A 17500-nucleotide genomic window follows, 5' to 3' on the forward strand; every position below is an offset into this window, starting at 1 on the left:
CGTCGTCGGGAATGATCCGCCGCGTCCGCGACCTGTACTCGACGACCGTTCGCTTCGGAGGGACCCCGACCATGTCACACCGCATCATCAACCCCGACGGCCTGCACGACCCGGTGCACTTCGGCTACAGCCATGTGGCCGTGGCGTCCGGGGAACTCGTCTTCGTCGCCGGGCAGTACGCGTCGGACGCCGACGGCCATGTGAGCACGGACGACTTCGCCGAGCAGGTCGAGGAGTCGTTCGCCAATCTGCGCACGGCGCTCGCGGCCGTCGGCCTGGACCTGAGCCACATCGTCCAGTTGCGCACGCATGTCGTCGACCACGATTCCGACAAGCTGACCATCCTGGGCAAGGCGATCGGCGAGATCTGGGGCTCCGTCCCGCCGACCCAGACGCTCAGCGGCGTCGCCGCGCTGGCCCTGCCCGAGATGTTGTTCGAGGTCGACGCGATCGCCGTACGCCCCTGACCCCCGCCACGACCCGAGGCGCCGGCCGGGCGGACCCGACCCGGCCGGCGCGAGCGGCCGCCTCTCGGCGACCGCCGTCCGCCGAGCCCGCGCCGTCCGTCGGATGTGTGCCGACGGTCAGGCCTGCACCAGGTGCGACCGCTGCCGCCCCAGCCGGTCGATCTCCATCTCCATCACATCGCCCTCCGCCAGGTACGGGAAGCGCCCGGACAGCGCGACACCCTGCGGCGTCCCGGTGTTGACGATGTCACCCGGTTCCAGTACGAGGTACTGCGACAGGTGGTGGATCAGGTACGCGACGCCGAAGATCATGTCGGCCGTCGTCGAGTCCTGCCGGCTCTCGCCGCCGACCCACGAGCGCAGTCCGAGCGTCTGCGGGTCGGGAACCTCGTCGGCGGTCACCAGCCACGGGCCGAGCGGGTTGAACGTCTCGCAGTTCTTGCCCTTGGACCACTGTCCGCCGGACTGCTCCAACTGGAAGGCCCGTTCGGAGACGTCGTTGCTGATCGTGTAGCCCGCGACATGTGCCAAGGCGTCCTTGGGCGACCCGAGGTACCGCGCCCGCCGGCCGATCACGACGGCGAGTTCGACCTCCCAGTCGGTCTTGACCGCACCACGCGGGATCAACACGTCGTCGTAGGGCCCGGCCAGGGTGTGCGGCGTCTTGTAGAACAGGATCGGCGTGCTCGGCGGCTCGGCGCCGGATTCGGCCGCGTGTGCCGCGTAGTTCTGACCGATGCACAGGATCGCGCCGGGGGCGGCCACCGGCGCGCCGACCCGCCGGCCGGCGACGTCGATCTCCGGCAGCGCGCCCGCCGCCGCGGCCTCGCGGACCCGCTCGACGCCGTCGGAGGCGAAGAACGCCCCGTCGATGTCGACGGTGAGCCGGCTCAGGTCGAAGTGGCGGCCGTCGGCGGCGAACAGAACGGGTTGTTCGTTGCCGGGCTCGCCTACGCGCATCAGGCGCACGGTGATCTCTCCAGGTACGTGAAGGTGTCGATGGTGGGACTGCGAAGGGGATTCAGCCGACGCGGGTGAGCGCCTCGGGGCCGACCTCGTGGTCGAGTGCGCGGCCGGTCAGATAGCGCTCCACCTCGTCCAGGACGATGTCGCCCTGGCGGCGGCGACACTCGACCGTACCGGCGGCCCGATGCGGCGTCAGCAGCACATTGGGCAGTGCCCGGAACGCGTGGTCCACGGGCAGCGGCTCCGCGTCGTAGACGTCCAGCGCGGCGTCGATCCGGCCGGTGCGCAACTCCGCGAGCAGCGCCCGCTCGTCGACCAGCCACGAGCGCGCGGTGTTCACCAGGCCCGCGCCGTCCGCGAGCAGGGCCAACTCGCGGGCCCCGATCAGGTGCCGCGTCGCCGGTAGCGACGGCGCGTGCAGCGCGACGATCCGGCTGGTGGTCAGGAGCCGGTCCAGCTCGACGAGTTCGACTCCCAGACCGGCCGCGTCGGCGGCGCTCAGGGTGGGGTCGGCGACCTGGACCCGGGCGCCGAGCGCACGAGTGACCTCGATGTACGCGCGACCGGTCCGGGACGCGCCGACCACGCCGATCCGGGATCCGAGCACCTCGTGCCGGGCCGGTGCGATCGAGGCCGCCTCCCACTCGCGTCCGCCGCGCAACGCGTGGTCGTAGCGATGGGTCCGATGCAGCAGCGCGAGCGTGAAGGCCAGCGCCACCTCGGCCACGGACCGGGCCATGCCCTGGCCGGCCTGCGTCACCCGCACCCCGCGCGCGAAGGCGTCCGCGCCCACGACCGGCGTGATCGCGGCTCCGGTGTGCGCCAACAGCCCGACCCGGGGCGCCGCCGCGAGCAGCTCGCCGGTCAGCCGGGGCATCCCCCACGACGACACCACGACGTCGGCGACCCCCAAGGCCGCGCGCAGCGCCTCGACATCGGCGGGATCGTCCACCGTCACGAGGTCGGCCACCGCCCGCAGCCGCTCGGCCGGCCCACCCGGACCGGCAGGGTCGGCCGCGCCGAAGAACTCCGCGCGCAGCCCGGGCGGGACGGCCAGCACGACCACGGCGCGATCGGGCCGCCCACCGGCCCGGCCCGGACTAGGCGAGCCAGGCATCGAGGTGCTCCGCCACGAACGCGTCGTCGGTCAGCCACGGGTAGGCCTTCGACACCCGCTCGATCTCCTCGGCCTGTCCCGGCGACAGCGCCTCCGCCGGATCCAGGCACCACGTGCCCGCCAGCAGGCCCTGGCGCCGGAGCACCTCGTGCACGCCCGCGATGCAGCCGCGGAAGCCGCCGCGCACGTCGAACACCGCCGAGTTCGCGTCGGTCAACTCCGGTGCCTGGCCCAGCAGTTCGACTATCAGCCGATGATCGCCCGCGCGGGCGCGGCGGACCCGGTCGAGCAGCGTGACCGCGGTCGACGTCCAGACCGCCCACTGGCCGAGCAGGCCGCCGGCGAACCAGCGCGGCCGGTCGCCGGCCCGGTACGGGGTGAGCAGGTCGGTGATGATCGCGTCGTCGTTGCCGGTGTACAGCGCCACCTCGCCCGCCCGGTCGGCGCCGGCCACCGCGGAGAGCACGTCCGCGGTGCGGTAGCGGTCGAACGGCGCGATCTTGATCGCGGCCACACTCGGGATGTCCGCGAACGCACGCCAGAACTCGGGGGTCAGGAATCGTCCGCCCACCGCGTCCTGGAGGTAGAACCCGATCACCGGCAGCACCTCGCCGACCGCGCGGGCCCGGTCCAGCAGCCCCTGTTCGTCCGCCCCCGGCACGGCGGGGCTGAGCAGCACCGCGTCGTAGCCGAGCGACGCGGCGAGTTCGGCCTCGGCCACCGCCTGGGCGGTGTACCCGCAGGCTCCGGCCACCCGTACCACCGGGCGGCCCGCCTCGCGGGCGACCGTCTCGGCGGCCAGTTCCAACACCGGCCGCAGCAAGCCGACCTCGGGCCTGCGGATCTCGAACTGCGTGGTGTGCACGCCGACCGCGATCCCGCCCGCGCCGGAGCCGAGGTAGTACCGGGTCAGGGCCCGCTGCCGGCGTTCGTCGAACCGTCCCTCGGCGTCCAGCGCGAGCGGATGCGCGGGGATCACGGTGCCTTCGAGCAACAGCTCGATCGGCGAGGGCGAGGATCCGGCCGAATCGGTCGAGCCGACCGGGTCGATCGAACCTGCCGGGTCGACCGGGTCCACCGCGCCGATCGAACCCGGGTAATCCGTTGCGGAGTTGATCACGATGCCTCAGAACTTTCCGTCGCGGACCTGGAACTTGGTTGCCTTGCCGGACAGCGGATGCCCGCGCCGGATCCAGTCCGCCTGCCAGGCCACGAGTGTGCGCAGGGGGACCTCGGGATAGCCGAACAACTCGTGGCACAGACTCGCGTCGGACAGCAGCGCGCTGCCCGATTCGGCACCGGTCACGATCGCCTCCCGGCCGAACTCGGCACCGAACAGGGCCGCCAGGCGCCGTACGGACGCGGTCTCGGGTCCGGTCAGGTTCACCGTGAACGGCGTCGCCGCGTGCTGGAGCGAACGCAGCGCGACCTCGTTGGCGTAACCCTGCCACACCACGTTGGCCTGACCCGTCGTCACATCCACCGGCTCGCCCGCGTACACCGCCGCCGCGATGTCGGCGAGCACGCCGTAGCGCAGGTCCACCGCGTAGTTGAGCCGGATCAGCGAGACCCGGGTGCCACGCGTGGTCGCGGCGTGGGTGAACACCCGCTCGCGGCCCAGGCAGGACATCGCGTACTCGCCGACCGGCCCGACCGGGTCGCTCTCCACGCTGCCACCGGAGCCCGCGGCCACCAGTGGGTACACATTGCCGGTGGAGAACGCGGCGATCCGCGCGGCCGGGTAGCGGCGCGCGATCCGGTCCGGCAGCGCGGCGTTGACCGCCCACGCGTGCCCGGGGGCGCCGGCCGAGCCGAACTTGGCGCCGACCATGAAGACCACGTTGCCCGCGTCCGGCAGTTCCGCCGGGTCGCCGGTCATCAGGTCGAACGCGACGGTTCGTACTCCGTCGGCCTCCAACGCCTCGGCCGCGGCACGGTCCGACCAGCGCGAGACCGCGTACACCCGCACCTCCTCGCGCCCGGCCGCGTCCAGCGCGCGGCGGGCCAGCCGGCACAGGCTCGGGCCCATCTTGCCGCCCGCGCCCAGCACGACCAGGTCGCCCTCCAGATCGGCCAGGTCCGCGATCAGCGCCGCGGACGGGGTCGCGAGGAGTTCCTCCAACGCGGCCTCGCCGTCCGGGAACGCGAGCCCGGCGGGCGTGCCTTTCGCTTCGGCCACAGCTACAGCCACCTCATTCATGACGCGAGATCAGCCCTTGATTCCGGTTGCCGCCACGCCTTCGGTGACGTAGCGCTGGCCCACGAGGTAGGCCATGAAGATGGGGACGAACGCGACCACGGAGCCCGCGAGGACCACGTTCAGCGGCACGTTCTGTTGTTGCAGCGAGGCGATGCCGACGGTCAGCGTGCGCATGTCCGTGCTCTGACCGACGATCAACGGCCACAGGAAGTCGTTCCAGTGCCACAGGAAGACGAACGTGCCCAGGGTGGCCAGGATCGGCTTGATCAGCGGCAGCACGATCCGGACGAAGATCTGGAACTCCGAGGCACCGTCGATCTTCGCCGCCTCGAACAGCTCGTCCGGGAGTCCCTGGATGAACTGCCGCATCAGGAACACCGCTTGCGCGTTGGCCAGCGACGGCAGGATCAGACCCCAGTAGGTGTCGACGCCGTTCATCTTCGCGATCAGGACGAACGTCGGGATCATGGTCACGTGGTACGGGACCATGACCATCGACAGGAACGACCAGAACATCGCCTCGCGGCCGGGGAAGCGCTTCTTGGCGAACGCGTAGCCGGCCAGCGCGGACAGCAGCAGCGTGCCGAGCACGCCGACGATCGAGTAGATGAGCGTGTTGATCAGCCACTGGGGGACGTCCTGCGAACCGAGGACGTCGCTGTACGCGCTGGTGGTCAGGTTCCACGGCAGCAGGCTGCCCGGGAACTCGACCGCGCCGGACGGCTTCAGGGACAACACGACCATCGCGTAGAACGGGAAGATCGTGGCCAGCGCGACCACGCCGAGCAGCAGGCCGCGCAACACCTTGCCGCGCCGGGTGCCGCGCATCGCGTACGGCACGGTGTCCTGCTCGCGGCTGCGACCGGAGCGGTCGCGGCGGCGCAACCACGGGCGGGCGCCCGCCGGTTCGCTCTTCGCCGCAGCGACCGGCGGCGGCGTGATCTCGGCGACCTCGTGGGTGTCGAGGGACATGGTCACTTCTCCTTCCCGATCACCAGGCGCTGGATGATCGCCACGATGAGCGTCAGCACGAACAGGGCCAGGCCGATCGCGCTGGCGTAGCCGAGATCGAAGTACTTGAAGCCGGCGTCGTAGAGCTGGAACACCAGCGTGTAGCTGGCGTTCGCCGGGCCGCCGCCGGTCATCACGTACACCGCGTCGAAGACCTGGAAGCTGGCGGTGGTCTCGATCACGGCGAGGAAGAACAGCGCGGGCTTCAGGCTCGGCGCGATGATGTAGCGGAAGCGCTGCCAGGGACCGGCGCCGTCGGTGAGCGCGGCCTCCTCCAGTTCCCGGGGCACGTTCTGCAGGCTTGCCAGCAGGATCAGCATGCCGTAGCCGAACCGCGACCAGATGCCCACGATCGCCAGCGCCGGCACCACGAACACGTCGTCGGCCAACCAGGATTCGGTGTGTCCGCCGATCCAACCCATCACCGTGGACCACGGTCCGTCGGTGGAGAAGATCCAGATGAAGACGGTGGAGGCGAGCACGAGGCTGGTGACCACCGGGAGGAAGAAGATCGAGCGGAACAGCTTCGAACCGCGGAAGGCGCGCCGGGTCAGCAGCGCGAGCCCGAGCGCGGCGATGATCGTGCCGGGCACGGTGATCACCGTGTAGAGCACGGTCACCCTGAGCGAGGACCAGAAGACCGGGTCGTCCCACAGGCGGGTGAAGTTGTCCAGGCCGGTGAACTTCGGCGAGTCCATCAGCGAGTAGTCGGTGAAGCCGAGCAGCACGCCGGCGATGCTGGGGCCGAAACGGAACAGCACGAACAGCACGAAGGCGGGCAGGACGAACAGCAGCCCGATTCGGGCCTCGCGGCGGGCGTGCGGCCCGCGTCGGCGGAGCCTGCGGGGTTGTTCCGCGACTGCGGCCACGGGGACCTCCTTGGGCTGAGGAACGGATGAGGAACGAAGGGGAACGAAGGGGAACGGAGGGGAACGGAGGGGAACGGATCAAGCGCGGACGGCGGACGGGGAAGACGAGGGTGGGAGGGGTGGGCGGCCCGGACGCGGGGGCCGGGCCGCCCGGTCGGGGGTCAGCGCGCGAGCAGCGCGTTCGCCGCCTTGGCCGCGTCGTTGAGCGCGTCCTTGGGGCTCTTGTTGCCGATCAGCGCGGCCTGGATCTCCGGCGCGAGCACGCCCATCACGTCGCGCGACTTCTCCTTGAGCGGGCCGGCGCTCATCACGTCGAGCGTCTTGGCCACGTCGGCCTGGAGCTTGTCCCCGGGGTAGGGATCGGCGGCCGAGGTGCGGGCCGGGAAGTAGCCGTTGGACTTGACCAGCGCGAGGCTGTTCTCCGGCTTGGCGACGAAGGAGATCCACTTGCCCGCGGCGTCCTTGTTGGCGCCCTTGAGCATCGCGAACGAGCCGACCGTGCCGTACCCCGCGGACTTGACGTCCTTGAGCGGCGGCAGCACGACCGTGTTCTCCTTGCCCCAGAACTTCTCCACGTCGGCCGGGGTGTTCTGCCACGTGCAGGCGACCTTGCCCTTGGCCACCGGGGTCTGCTCCAGCTTGGGCGTGGTGGTGACCTGGTCCTTGTCCGTGTAGCCCTTGTCCACCAGGGTCTTGAGGAAGCTCAGCGCCTTGACGCCGGCCTCGGAGTTGAACGCGACCGACTTGCCGTCGGCGGCGAACACGTCACCGCCCGCCTGCCACAACATCGGGTACCAGGTCAGGTTCAGCGTCTGCTGGGTGTCGCCGCTGTAGCTGGTCGCCTGGTAGCCCTTGTCCTTGAGCTTCGGCGCCAGGTTGAGCAGGTCGTCCCAGGTGGCCGGGTAGTTCGTCTCGCCGACCGCGGCGAACACCCGCTTGTCGCAGATCAGCGGGTTGGCGCTGGTCAGCAGCGGGGTCGCCATCGGCTTGCCCTCCACGCTCACCGAATCCAGCGCGGCCTTGCGGTAGTCGGCCTTGTCGGCGGCGGGCATGTACTCGTCCGCGGGCACCAGGCTGCGCTGGTACTTGGGCAGTTGGTCGGGCACCAGGTAGACCACGTCCGGGCCCTTGTTCGCCGCGATCGCGGTGGCCAGCGCGGTGTCGCGGTTGGCCCACGGATAGGTCTCGACCTTGACCTTGTAGCCGGGGTTGGCCTTGCTGAACGCGTCGCTGAGGCCGGCCCAGTACTCCTTGTTCTTCGCCTCGTCGGCGATCACCGGGTACATCCAGGTGGTGATCGACTTGCCGCCCGATCCGGGGCCGGAGGAGCCGCCGCACGCGGCGAGGCTCACGGTGAGGGCGGTGGCGAGCACCGGGAGGGCGATCGCGCGGACGGTACGCGGACGGATGCTTCTTCTCATGGGGGTCGCGTCTCCTGACAGCGGGGTTTGACGGGGTGTCAGTTCATCGGCCGAGGCGGTGGCCCGACCGCTCGCCTACCGCCGGCAGGCGGCGATGGCGGGACGGCTCGAGCGGCCGGGCCGGCTCGGGGTTGCTCAACCGAACGGGGCGTCGCTCAACTCGCGGGTACGGCCTCGGTGTTGCCGCCGTGTCGGGAGCGTTCGACGGCGAACGCGGCGAGGTGGCTGCCGAGCGAGTCGACGCCGTTGGAACGGATGTGGGCGTGGTCGCCGGTGGCCAGCGCGGTGACGAACGCGTCGATCAGCGCGGTATCGCCGCCGCCGTGTCCGTCCGCCGCGTTCGACCCGGAGGCACCTGTGTCGTGGGTGACCACCCGGTCGTCGGCGAAGCTGTGCACGGTGACCTTCTCGCCGTCGCCGCGCAACCAGCCGTGGCTGCCGAAGATCCGCACCTGGCGGTGTGTCTGCTCGGTGAACGCGGTCATCGTGAAGGTCGCGGTGATCCCGCCGGACAACCGCATCGCCACCACCTGGTGGTCCACCACGTCGTTGTCGCAGTGGTAGACACAGCGCCCGTACGGGCCTTCGCGCAGCGCCCGGACCAACTCGGCCTGATCCTGCGGCCCGTGCGCGGCGTCGGTGACGTGGTTGATCGGCCACGCGTCGCCGGTCTCGCGCAGCGCCGGGAAGTAGAGCTTGGGACCCGAGTACGGGCAGTCGGGTTCGACCGCGCAGTCCAGGCAGTTGCGGGCCGAGCCGGCCGGCGCGTTCTCCGGCTTGAAGTGCGCGAGCCCGCCGAAGCTGGCCACCGTCTCGATCCGGGCGCCGGTGACGTAGCCGATCCAGTCCAGGTCGTGCGAGGACTTGGCCAGGATCATCGGCGAGGAGTCCGCCTCCCGGCTCCACGGGCCGCGCACGTACGAGTGCGCGTAGTGCCACCAGCCGACCGGCTCCAGCAGGTCCAGGCTCACGATCGAGCCGAGCACACCGGAGTCCAGGACGCCCTTGACCAGGTCGGTGTAGGGCGTGTAGCGCAGCACGTGGCACACCGCGAACGGGACGCCGGCCGCGGCGACACCCTCGACGATCCGCCGGCAGTCCGCCTCGGTGGCGGCCATCGGCTTCTCGGTGAGGATCGCGTAGCCGGCCTCGGCCAGTGCCAGGATCGGCTCCACGTGCTCGCGGTCCTGGGTGGCCACGATCACCGCGTCCGCGATCCGCTCGTCGAGCAGCGCACGCCAGTCCTCGAACTGCGCGCTCGCTCCCGCCGCTTCCCGGGCGGAGGCGCGCGGGTCGGCCACCGCGACCAGTTCGGCGCGGTCGGGGTGCCGATGGATCCAATCGGTGTAGGTCAGGCCTCGGTTGCCCGCACCGACCAGGGCGACCCGTACGGGTCGGTCGGTGACGGCCGGTCGGCCGGTGTGCATGGTCGAACTGGGGGCGGTCATGGTGCTTCCCGTGGTGCGAGGGTGTTGCGGATACGACGGTGGCCGCGCGTACGAGCGGGTCGCGGCCCGGGGTGACGGCGGGTCAGAGGAGCTGGTTGCCGGCGGTGTGCGCGACGCGCGGGCCCTCGTCGGGCACTGCGGTACGTGTGACGCCGTCCTCGACGCAGCCGCCGTGCAACAGCGCGCTGGTGCCGGCGAAGGCCGCGCCGGCGAGTTCGAGCCGACCGCCGGTGAACGTGCTGCCCGCCGCGCGATAGCGGTTGGGCCCGTCGGTGACCAGCACGTGTGCGGTGGCCGGGTCGGCCGCGGTGGACACGCAGCCGTCCAACTGCCAGGAGACGGTGCGGGCGCCGCCGGTGCGCGAAAGCAGCGCGCGGGCCGCGTTGGTGCCGCCGAGCCGGGTCCGCGACAGCGCCGCACTCTGGTCGCCGGTGCCCGCGAACCGCAGCCCGGTGTCCCGCAGTTCGCCACCCACCACGCTCAGCGCGGGGCCGGTCACCGTGGTCGGTGCGGCGGTCGGCGTGCCCACCAGCGTGCAATCGGCGAGTACGAGCCGCCCGGCGTTCTTCAGGCTCGCGTTGTCCAGGCCCTTGAGGGTGACCCGGTGCAGGTGCAGTTCGCCGCTCACATTGGCCTGGGTGATCTCGGCGTCCTTGCCGAGGGTGAACGTCGAGTCGGCGATCACGTTGGCGCGCTGCGAACGGTTGGACGACTGCGACACGATCAGCGGCCCGGAGGCGGTGCAGCCGCGGATCTGCACGCCGTCGGCGTTGACCCACAACATCCCGGAGCCGGCCAGTGCCGGCTTGCCGATCACCTGCATGTCCTCCAGGGTCAGATCGGTGATCTTGACCCGGGCCACGAACCACGAGCACACGTGCTTGCGCACGGTGATGCGCTTGGCCACCGAGCCCCACGCGGCACCGGAGTTGGCGAAGGTCATCAGACCCGAGTTGCCGGTGTAGACGAGGTCGTGCTCGAACTGACCATGCGTCACGAACGGGCCCTGGTCGTCACCGTCGCCGTGACAGTTGGTCACGTAGCAGTAGGCGGACGCGGTCAGGTCGTTGAGGTGCCGGCTGTTCGCGACGTGGCAGTCCTCGACGTGCCCGTACAGGCAGTAGATCTGCTGGGTCAGGTAGCCCGCGCCGCCCCACGTGACGCTGGCCGGGTTCTTCAGCGAGCACGCGCGGGTGCGGTAGTGGGTGCACCAGCGGCGCATCACCACCGGCCAGAACGAGCCGACCGCGTCGACGTGTTCGACGTCGCAGTGGATCGTGTACTCGTAGGCGATCGGGTGCGACCCGGTGTACTGGTCGCCGTCCTGGACGCCCTGGAAGACCATGTTGCGCACGTGCGCGCGGTCCACCGGCTCGATCCGGGTCCAGGTGAAGGTGCGGCCGGCGGCGAGGTCCCAGCCGATCTTGTAGCCGACCCGGATGTGCGTCGCGTCGACGAGCCGGGTGATCTCGACCAGGCGCTGCACCTCCTGCTCGTACTTGCCCTTGCCCGGTTCCGGGTCGATGGTGACCGCCCACCAGTCGCCGACCTTGAAGGCCGCGCTGTCCGGCACCTCGAAGACGTCCGCCAGGTCGGGCATCGGCTGGGACAGCTTGGCCTTGACCACCGTGTCGGTGACCTTGCCCTTGAAGTACAGGACCGCGCCGAACGGGTTGTCGTGGGTGTTCTTCTCGATGCCGGTGGTGCGGACGGTGTGTCCGCCGAAGTCGAGGACGATCCGGGAGCGGCCGAAGGTGTGCCGCTTGACGAACAGCAGGTCGCTGTGGGCCTCGATCCGGTGGATGTACGGATCGTCGACCATCGCGTCCAGCGCGGCGTCGGCGGGGACCTTGTCGTCCAGGATGCCGAACCGGCGGAAGTCCATCACCCCGTCGTGCACCTGGATCCACCGACCCTCCCGCTTGGGCGAGGGATTGGCCAGTACGGTCCCGCCGTTGACCGGCAGGCTCGCGCGCGGGTCCCAGCGCACCACCATGCCGCCGCCGTCGCCCGCCGCGTGATAGCCGGCCACCACCACGATGGTGTTCGGGGCCAGTCGGCGGGTCTCCAGGCGCAGCAGCGCGGCGACGGTGGCGACACCGGTGGGGACGTTGCCGTCCTCGTGTCGATCGTCGAAGGACGAGGACGCGGACGAGGCGGCGGCGGCCGTACCCGTCGCGGCGGTGCCGGCCAGCAGCAGGCCGCCCAGGCCGCCCGCGGCGAGCAGGCGGCGGCGGGAGGACGCGGGCGCGCCGGACGGGGTCGTGGCGGCGGTGGAAGTTTCGGGGGACGTGCTCATCGGGACCTCGGCCTTCGGCGGCAGGGGGGTGAGGACGCTTCCCGTGACACGTGCCGATGCGGCGTTCCCAACGGGTGGGAGACGCGCGGCGGATGGCTTGGGGCGGGCCGTGTGAGTCCGGTGACGGACCGTCGACCCCAGGGCCGGAAACCGGGCACGATTCGTGGCAGCGAACGTGCGGGCCCTGATGAGTCAAGGAACGTAGACCCGCCCGACGTTCCTGGTCAAGACCTCGTGGCGGACTTTCATCGTCCGTGATCGGGGGAACACGATGGGGTCGCGACGGATCATCCCGTTGCGACCCCATCGGTCCGATTGCCCACCGGCGTATTTCAGCCGGTGTCGACCTCGCCCTCGCCACTCTCCGTGCTGCCCAACTCGCGGCTGACCCGCAGCGCGCCCGCCCGCACCTGGCGGCCCAGCTCCTGGAACCGCCAGCCCGGCAGGTCGAGCTTGAGACCGGTGATGCTGATCGCGCCCACGCACAGGTCCCGGTGGTCGCGGACCGGGCTGCCGATGCAGAAGATCCCGTCCGCGTCCTCCTCGTCGTCCAGCGCGTAGCCGGTCTGCCGGATGTCGCGCAGATGCGCGAGCAGGGTCGCGGTGTCGGTGATCGTGTGCGACGTGCGCCGGGGCAGGCCCGAGCGCTCGATCACCGCGCGCGCCTCGGCCTCGGGCAGCGCGGACAGGATGGCCTTGCCCAGTCCGGTGCAGTGCGGCAGTTCGCGCACGCCCATGCGCAGGTCCAGGCGTACCCGCTGTTCTATCCCGACCTGGTCCACGACCACCGCGAGCCCGCCCTCGGGCACCGCGAAGCGCGCGGCCATGCCGGTCTCCCTGGTCAGCTCGGCCAGCACCGGCCGGGCCACATCGCGCAGGGACACCTGCGACTGGGCCCGATCGCCGAGCCGGGCCAGGCCCATCCCGAGCCGGTAGCGCCGATTCATCCCTTCCCCGTCGTCCGAGACGAGGCCGTAGCCGCGCAGGGTCTGGAGCAGTCCGAAGGTGGCGCTCTTGGAGATCCCGCAGGCCTGACCGACCTCGGTGACGCTCATGCCGTCCCCCGGACCACGTGTGGAGAGCACCTCGAGGATGTCCGCGGCCCGGGCGACGGACTTCACCCAGTACTTCGACTCCTCGACATTCTCGTTAACGCTGTTCGACATAGCAGAACACATTACCGGTCCGGACCCCTTGACTGCCCCGTACATGCAAATGTAAGGTCTGGAACTGTTCGGTCCTGTCGAACAGTGTTCAGAAAACACGGTGTAGAGCAAGCGCAACACCTGCGACGCGTGCCGAAGGCGGATGGCGCCGGTGATCCAAGGCCTGGCAGGGCCGCGGATCCGAACGGTCACGAACGACGCAAGGAGCCCACCGATGAGTGTCGGCACAGCCGCCACCGACTCCCTTCCCGCCCGAGCCCTTCGGGTCATCCCGGGCGGGGTGAACAGCGGTCAGCGCCGGATCCCGGGCCTGACCGAACTGGTCGTCACCACCACCAGCGGCGCGAACTTCACCGATGCCGAGGGTCGCGTCTTCACCGACTACCACTCCGCGTTCGGCCCGCCGCTGCTCGGCCACAACGACCCGGACGTGCGGCGCGCGGTGCACGAGGCGGCGGGCCGCCTGGACCTGACCGGCGTGGCCGTCACCGAGGGCGAGATCACCCTCGCCGAAACCCTGGTCGAACTGGTCCCCTCGGTGGAGAAGGTGCTGCTCACCAGCACCGGCAGCGAGGCCACCTTCCACGCGCTGCGGGTCGCCCGCGCGGTCACCGGTCGCCGCCTGGTGGTGAAGTTCCAGGGCTGCTACCACGGTTGGCACGACTCGGTGAGCCTGAACGTGATCTCCTCGCCCGAAGCGGTCGGCGCACACGACCCGATCTCGACCGGCATCCTGCCCGAGGTGCTCGAGGCCACCCTGGTCCTGCCGTTCAACGACCCGGCCGCGGTGCGCACCGCGTTCGCCGAGCACGGCGCGGACATCGCCGCGGTGATCCTGGAGCCGATCCCGCACAACGTCGGCTGCCTGCTGCCCGACCCCGAGTTCCTCGGCACGCTGCGCGAACAGTGCACCGCGCATGGCTCGGTGCTGGTCTTCGACGAGGTCATCACCGGCTTCCGGCACGACCTGGGCGGCTACCAGAAGATCGCCGGTGTCACCCCCGACCTCACCACGTTCGGCAAGGCCATCGCCAACGGCGCCCCGGTCGGCGCGCTCGGCGGCCGGGCCGACCTGATGGACCAGTTCAGCACCCTCCCCGGCGCCCCCGCGTTCTTCGCCGGCACCTACAACGGCCACCCGTGGGTGGTCGCCGCCGCCCTGGAGACCCTGCGCAAGCTGCGCGAGGAGCCGGTACACGAGCACGTGTTCCGCCTCGGCGAGCGGGTTCGCACCGGCCTGGGCGAGATGTACGCCCGGTTGGGCGTCCCGGCCGTGGTCACCGGCTACGGCTCGGTGTTCGTCACCTACTTCATGTCCGGCGGCGTCCCACGCAGCTACGACGACCTGCTCGCCAACGACGCCGGCCTGTTCATCGGCTACCGCCGCCGACTCCTGGAGCACGGCGTGTTCGAACTGCCGCTGAACCTCAAGCGCAGCCACATCTCGTACGCGCACACCGACGCGGACGTCGACCACCTGATCGCCGCGACCGAACTGGCCGTGCAGGACGCGATCAAGGACGGCGGAATCGGCGAGTTGGCCGGCACGTCCACGATGGGCGGCGCGATCGAAGGGACGGCACGCTGATGTTGGTCGTCGACCGCACCCGACCCACCGGCCCGGCCGGCCGGATCACCCACGTCGAAACGCTGCTCCTGGGCACCGCGTGGCGCGACTTCGGCTACGTGCGCGTGCACACCGACCAGGGCCTGTCCGGCGTCGGCGAGATCACCCACCCCTACCGGGTCGCCGAAACGGCGGCGCTGGCCCAGGCGTTGGCGAACCGGCACCTGATCGGCGCCGACCCGTTCGACACCGAGGAACTGTGGCTGCGGCTGTACCAGGGCGACTTCCTGCGCGGCGGGGACGTCGGCGGGATCGCGCTGTCCGGCTTCGACCAGGCCATGCACGACCTGATGGGCAAGGCGCTGGGTGTCCCGGTCTACCGGCTCACCGGCGGCGCCTGCCGCGACCGGGTCCGGGTGTACGCCAACGGTTGGTACAACGGCGAGCGCGAGCCCGACGTGTTCGCGGCCAAGGCCAGGGAGACCGTGGCCAAGGGCTACTCGGCGCTCAAGTTCGACCCGTTCGGGGCCGGCCTGCACGAGCTCTCGCGGGCCGAACTGCGGCAGTCGGTCGAGCTGGTCGGCGCGGTCCGCGAGGCGATCGGGCCGGACGTGGACCTGTTCATCGAGGGCCACGCGCGATTCGCGATGACCACCGCGTCCGCGCTGCTGCGGGCCCTGGAGCCGTTCGACATCGGCTGGCTCGAGGAGCCGATGCCGTGGACCCACATCGAGCGCTACGCGGAACTGCGCGCCCGCGCGCCGTTCCCGATCTCCGGCGGCGAGCACTTCCACAACCGCTACGAGTACAAGCAGTTGTTCGCCACGAACGCGGTGGACATCATCCAGCCCGACCTGTCCATGGCGGGCGGACTCACCGAGGTGCGCAAGATCGCCGCGATCGCCGACACGCACGGCGTCATGGTCGCCCCGCACAACTCCAACTCGCCGCTGTGCACCACGGTTTCCGTGCACGCCTCGCTCGGGATCACCAACTTCAAGATCCTGGAGACGTTCGACGGGCTGCTGGAGCCGTACGTCTTCGACGCGGTCCGCGGCACGTTGCCGGTGACCGCCGACGGGCACGTGGAGATCCCGACCGCGCCGGGCTTCGGCGTCGAGTTGGACGACGACGTGTTCGCCGAACACCCGCCCACCCACCGCTTCTGGAACATGTTCTCGGACGGCTGGGAGAAGAGGAACCGCACATGAGCGCCGGCCGCTCGGGCATCGTCGACGTGCACTCCCATCTGTTCCGCCAGTGTTGCGACTTCGACGACGTGTTCAAGGCCGACTCGGCCCGCGCGCACGACGGCGAGGTCGACCTGACCGTGCGCTGGGCCGACTACGCGGCGTCCAGCCCGGCGGACACCCGGACCGTGGTGGTCGGCGGCAAGGCCCGGCGCAGCGGCCTGTGGGTCCAGGACGAGGCGGTCGCCGCATACGTGGCCGAACAGCCCGATCGGCTGATCGGCTATCTGTCGATCGACCCGACCCAGACCGGCTGGCAAGACGAACTACGGTTCGGTCACCAGGAGTTGGGCCTGCGCGGAATCAAGCTGATGCCGATGTACGCGGGCTTCGACCCGGGGGATCCGCAGTACGACCCGCTGTTCGCCTACGCCGAGAGCAACGGCCTGCCGATCCTGGTACACACCGGGACCACGTTCGTCTCGGCCGCGCCGATCGCCTACGCGCAACCCCGGCTGCTGGATCCGGTCGCGATCCGCCATCCCGAACTGCGGATGGTGCTCGCGCACCTGGGCCATCCGTTCGAGGGCGAGTGCATCGCGGTGATCCGCAAGCACCCGCACCTGTACGCGGACGTGAGCGCGCTGCACTACCGCCCGTTCCAGCTCTGGCACAGCCTGCGGCTGGCCCAGGACTACGGCGTGCTGCACAAGCTGCTGTTCGGCAGCGACTACCCGTTCACCACGGTGGACGCGTCGGTGGCGGGTCTGCGTGCGGTGGCCGCCGTGCCGGGCATCCCCGGTCTGCCGCCGTTGGATCGCGACGCGGTCGAGCGGATGATCTTCCGCGACGCGCTGCCCCTGCTGGGGTTGTCGTGACCGGCGCCTCGACGCCCGGCGGGCCGGGCCTCGCGCCGGCGGGCGGGCCCGGCGCGAACTTCGCGCTCACCGACCGCACCGCCCTGGTCACCGGCGCCGCCGGTGGCCTGGGTCGGGCGTTCGCGGTCGCCCTCGCGGCGGCCGGCGCCGACGTCGTGCTCACCGACCGCCCGGGCGTGGACCTCACCGAGACGAGCGCCTTGGTCGAGGCCTGCGGCCGGACCGCCCGGATCCGACCGTTCGACCTGGCCGACACCGCCGGACTGGCCGGCTACGTGGACGAACTGCGGGCCGATGTGGGCCCGTTGCACATCCTGGTCAACAACGCCGGCACGGCGGCCCTGGAGCGGTTCAACGAGATCACCGTGGCGAGTTGGCGCCGAGTGCTCGCGGTGAACCTGGACGCGGTCTTCTTCCTGTCCCAGCGGGTCGCCGAGCACATGGTCGCGGACCGTGTGCCGGGCCGGATCATCGCGGTGACCTCGAAGAACGCGCATGTGGCCGAGGCCGGTCTGGCCCACTACAACGCCTCCAAGGCGGGTGTGGACCTGCTGGTGCAAAGCCTCGCGGTGGAACTGGCCCCCCACGGGATCACCGTCAACGCGGTGGCCCCGGGCATGGTCGAGACACCCATCGACGGCGCATTCCCGCTCGACCGCGAGCCGTTCGAGGCCGCCTACCGCGAACGCATCCCGCTCGGGCGGTACGCCACGCCCGACGAGTGCGCGGGCGCCGTGGTCTTCCTCGCCTCCCCCGCCGCGTCCTACGTGACCGGCACCCGGATCGTGGTGGACGGCGGTGTGCTCGCCGACCAGATGCCCCGGATGCGCCACATGCCGCCCTACCGCAACTCGCTCTGACTCACCGGTGCGTCCCGGTCGGCCCCACTCCGGGGTCCGGC

The 17500-nt window shown here is 70.9% G+C and carries 15 protein-coding genes; 5 read left to right on the forward strand and 10 right to left on the reverse strand.

Annotated elements, in window-relative coordinates; all coding sequences use genetic code 11:
* Positions 1–71: 71 nt before the first annotated feature.
* Positions 72–467 (forward strand): RidA family protein, encoded by a 396-nt coding sequence (locus tag ACWCPW_RS00205; RefSeq protein ID WP_449759311.1) that lies wholly within the window; start codon positions 72–74, stop codon positions 465–467.
* A 117-nt stretch (positions 468–584) separates the two neighbouring features.
* Here the strand turns inward: ACWCPW_RS00205 and ACWCPW_RS00210 are convergent, their stop codons facing one another.
* The 10 genes from ACWCPW_RS00210 to ACWCPW_RS00255 form a co-directional block, all read right to left on the reverse strand.
* Positions 585–1436 carry a fumarylacetoacetate hydrolase family protein gene (locus ACWCPW_RS00210; RefSeq protein ID WP_449759312.1) on the reverse strand — a complete coding sequence of 284 codons (852 nt, stop codon included), beginning with the start codon at positions 1434–1436 and terminating at the stop codon, positions 585–587.
* Between the two features lie 52 nt (positions 1437–1488).
* On the reverse strand, positions 1489–2550 hold the full coding sequence (locus ACWCPW_RS00215; RefSeq protein WP_449759313.1) for a hydroxyacid dehydrogenase: 1062 nt from the start codon (positions 2548–2550) through the stop codon (positions 1489–1491).
* A complete protein-coding gene (locus ACWCPW_RS00220; RefSeq protein ID WP_449759578.1) occupies positions 2534–3553 on the reverse strand; it encodes a dihydrodipicolinate synthase family protein in 1020 nt (339 codons plus the stop codon). The genes ACWCPW_RS00215 and ACWCPW_RS00220 overlap by 17 nt, the downstream gene beginning before the upstream one ends.
* Positions 3554–3676: 123 nt before the next feature.
* Positions 3677–4750 carry an NAD-dependent epimerase/dehydratase family protein gene (locus ACWCPW_RS00225; protein ID WP_449759314.1) on the reverse strand — a complete coding sequence of 358 codons (1074 nt, stop codon included), beginning with the start codon at positions 4748–4750 and terminating at the stop codon, positions 3677–3679.
* A 9-nt stretch (positions 4751–4759) separates the two neighbouring features.
* Entirely contained in the window at positions 4760–5722 is a 963-nt protein-coding gene (locus ACWCPW_RS00230) for a carbohydrate ABC transporter permease (protein ID WP_449759315.1), read from the reverse strand.
* A gap of 2 nt (positions 5723–5724) precedes the next feature.
* Complete coding sequence (locus tag ACWCPW_RS00235; RefSeq protein WP_449759316.1) at positions 5725–6630, reverse strand: carbohydrate ABC transporter permease; 906 nt, start codon at positions 6628–6630, stop codon at positions 5725–5727.
* A 161-nt stretch (positions 6631–6791) separates the two neighbouring features.
* Entirely contained in the window at positions 6792–8051 is a 1260-nt protein-coding gene (locus ACWCPW_RS00240; RefSeq protein ID WP_402233130.1) for an ABC transporter substrate-binding protein, read from the reverse strand.
* Between the two features lie 155 nt (positions 8052–8206).
* Positions 8207–9499 carry a Gfo/Idh/MocA family protein gene (locus ACWCPW_RS00245; protein ID WP_449759317.1) on the reverse strand — a complete coding sequence of 431 codons (1293 nt, stop codon included), beginning with the start codon at positions 9497–9499 and terminating at the stop codon, positions 8207–8209.
* A gap of 82 nt (positions 9500–9581) precedes the next feature.
* Positions 9582–11798: a peptidase C14 gene (locus tag ACWCPW_RS00250; protein ID WP_449759318.1), complete on the reverse strand. Its 2217-nt coding sequence runs from the start codon at positions 11796–11798 to the stop codon at positions 9582–9584.
* A gap of 332 nt (positions 11799–12130) precedes the next feature.
* Positions 12131–12964 carry an IclR family transcriptional regulator gene (locus ACWCPW_RS00255; protein ID WP_449759319.1) on the reverse strand — a complete coding sequence of 278 codons (834 nt, stop codon included), beginning with the start codon at positions 12962–12964 and terminating at the stop codon, positions 12131–12133.
* 214 nt (positions 12965–13178) lie between these two features.
* On the opposite strand from ACWCPW_RS00255, the gene ACWCPW_RS00260 reads away from it, so the two are divergent.
* The 4 genes from ACWCPW_RS00260 to ACWCPW_RS00275 are packed head-to-tail and all read left to right on the forward strand — an operon-like array spanning position 13179 to position 17459.
* Complete coding sequence (locus tag ACWCPW_RS00260) at positions 13179–14552, forward strand: aspartate aminotransferase family protein (RefSeq protein ID WP_449759320.1); 1374 nt, start codon at positions 13179–13181, stop codon at positions 14550–14552.
* Positions 14552–15742, forward strand: coding sequence for a mandelate racemase/muconate lactonizing enzyme family protein (locus tag ACWCPW_RS00265; RefSeq protein WP_449759321.1), 1191 nt, complete (start codon positions 14552–14554; stop codon positions 15740–15742). The genes ACWCPW_RS00260 and ACWCPW_RS00265 overlap by 1 nt, the downstream gene beginning before the upstream one ends.
* On the forward strand, positions 15739–16599 hold the full coding sequence (locus ACWCPW_RS00270) for an amidohydrolase family protein (RefSeq protein ID WP_449759322.1): 861 nt from the start codon (positions 15739–15741) through the stop codon (positions 16597–16599). The genes ACWCPW_RS00265 and ACWCPW_RS00270 overlap by 4 nt, the downstream gene beginning before the upstream one ends.
* A complete protein-coding gene (locus tag ACWCPW_RS00275; RefSeq protein WP_449759323.1) occupies positions 16596–17459 on the forward strand; it encodes an SDR family NAD(P)-dependent oxidoreductase in 864 nt (287 codons plus the stop codon). Before ACWCPW_RS00270 ends, ACWCPW_RS00275 begins: the two co-directional genes overlap by 4 nt.
* The last annotated feature ends 41 nt before the right edge of the window (positions 17460–17500 follow it).

Source organism: Embleya sp. NPDC001921, from assembly GCF_053594475.1.

Bases quoted from the DNA above. Each gene is read 5' to 3' on its own strand.
- ACWCPW_RS00205 (WP_449759311.1), top strand. From the start codon at position 72: ATGTCACACCGCATCATCAACCCCGACGGCCTGCACGACCCGGTGCAC.
- ACWCPW_RS00215 (WP_449759313.1), bottom strand. From the start codon at position 2,550: ATGCCTGGCTCGCCTAGTCCGGGCCGGGCCGGTGGGCGGCCCGATCGC.
- ACWCPW_RS00225 (WP_449759314.1), bottom strand. From the start codon at position 4,750: ATGAATGAGGTGGCTGTAGCTGTGGCCGAAGCGAAAGGCACGCCCGCC.
- ACWCPW_RS00230 (WP_449759315.1), bottom strand. From the start codon at position 5,722: ATGTCCCTCGACACCCACGAGGTCGCCGAGATCACGCCGCCGCCGGTC.
- ACWCPW_RS00240 (WP_402233130.1), bottom strand. From the start codon at position 8,051: ATGAGAAGAAGCATCCGTCCGCGTACCGTCCGCGCGATCGCCCTCCCG.
- ACWCPW_RS00245 (WP_449759317.1), bottom strand. From the start codon at position 9,499: ATGACCGCCCCCAGTTCGACCATGCACACCGGCCGACCGGCCGTCACC.
- ACWCPW_RS00250 (WP_449759318.1), bottom strand. From the start codon at position 11,798: ATGAGCACGTCCCCCGAAACTTCCACCGCCGCCACGACCCCGTCCGGC.
- ACWCPW_RS00255 (WP_449759319.1), bottom strand. From the start codon at position 12,964: ATGTCGAACAGCGTTAACGAGAATGTCGAGGAGTCGAAGTACTGGGTG.
- ACWCPW_RS00260 (WP_449759320.1), top strand. From the start codon at position 13,179: ATGAGTGTCGGCACAGCCGCCACCGACTCCCTTCCCGCCCGAGCCCTT.
- ACWCPW_RS00265 (WP_449759321.1), top strand. From the start codon at position 14,552: ATGTTGGTCGTCGACCGCACCCGACCCACCGGCCCGGCCGGCCGGATC.
- ACWCPW_RS00270 (WP_449759322.1), top strand. From the start codon at position 15,739: ATGAGCGCCGGCCGCTCGGGCATCGTCGACGTGCACTCCCATCTGTTC.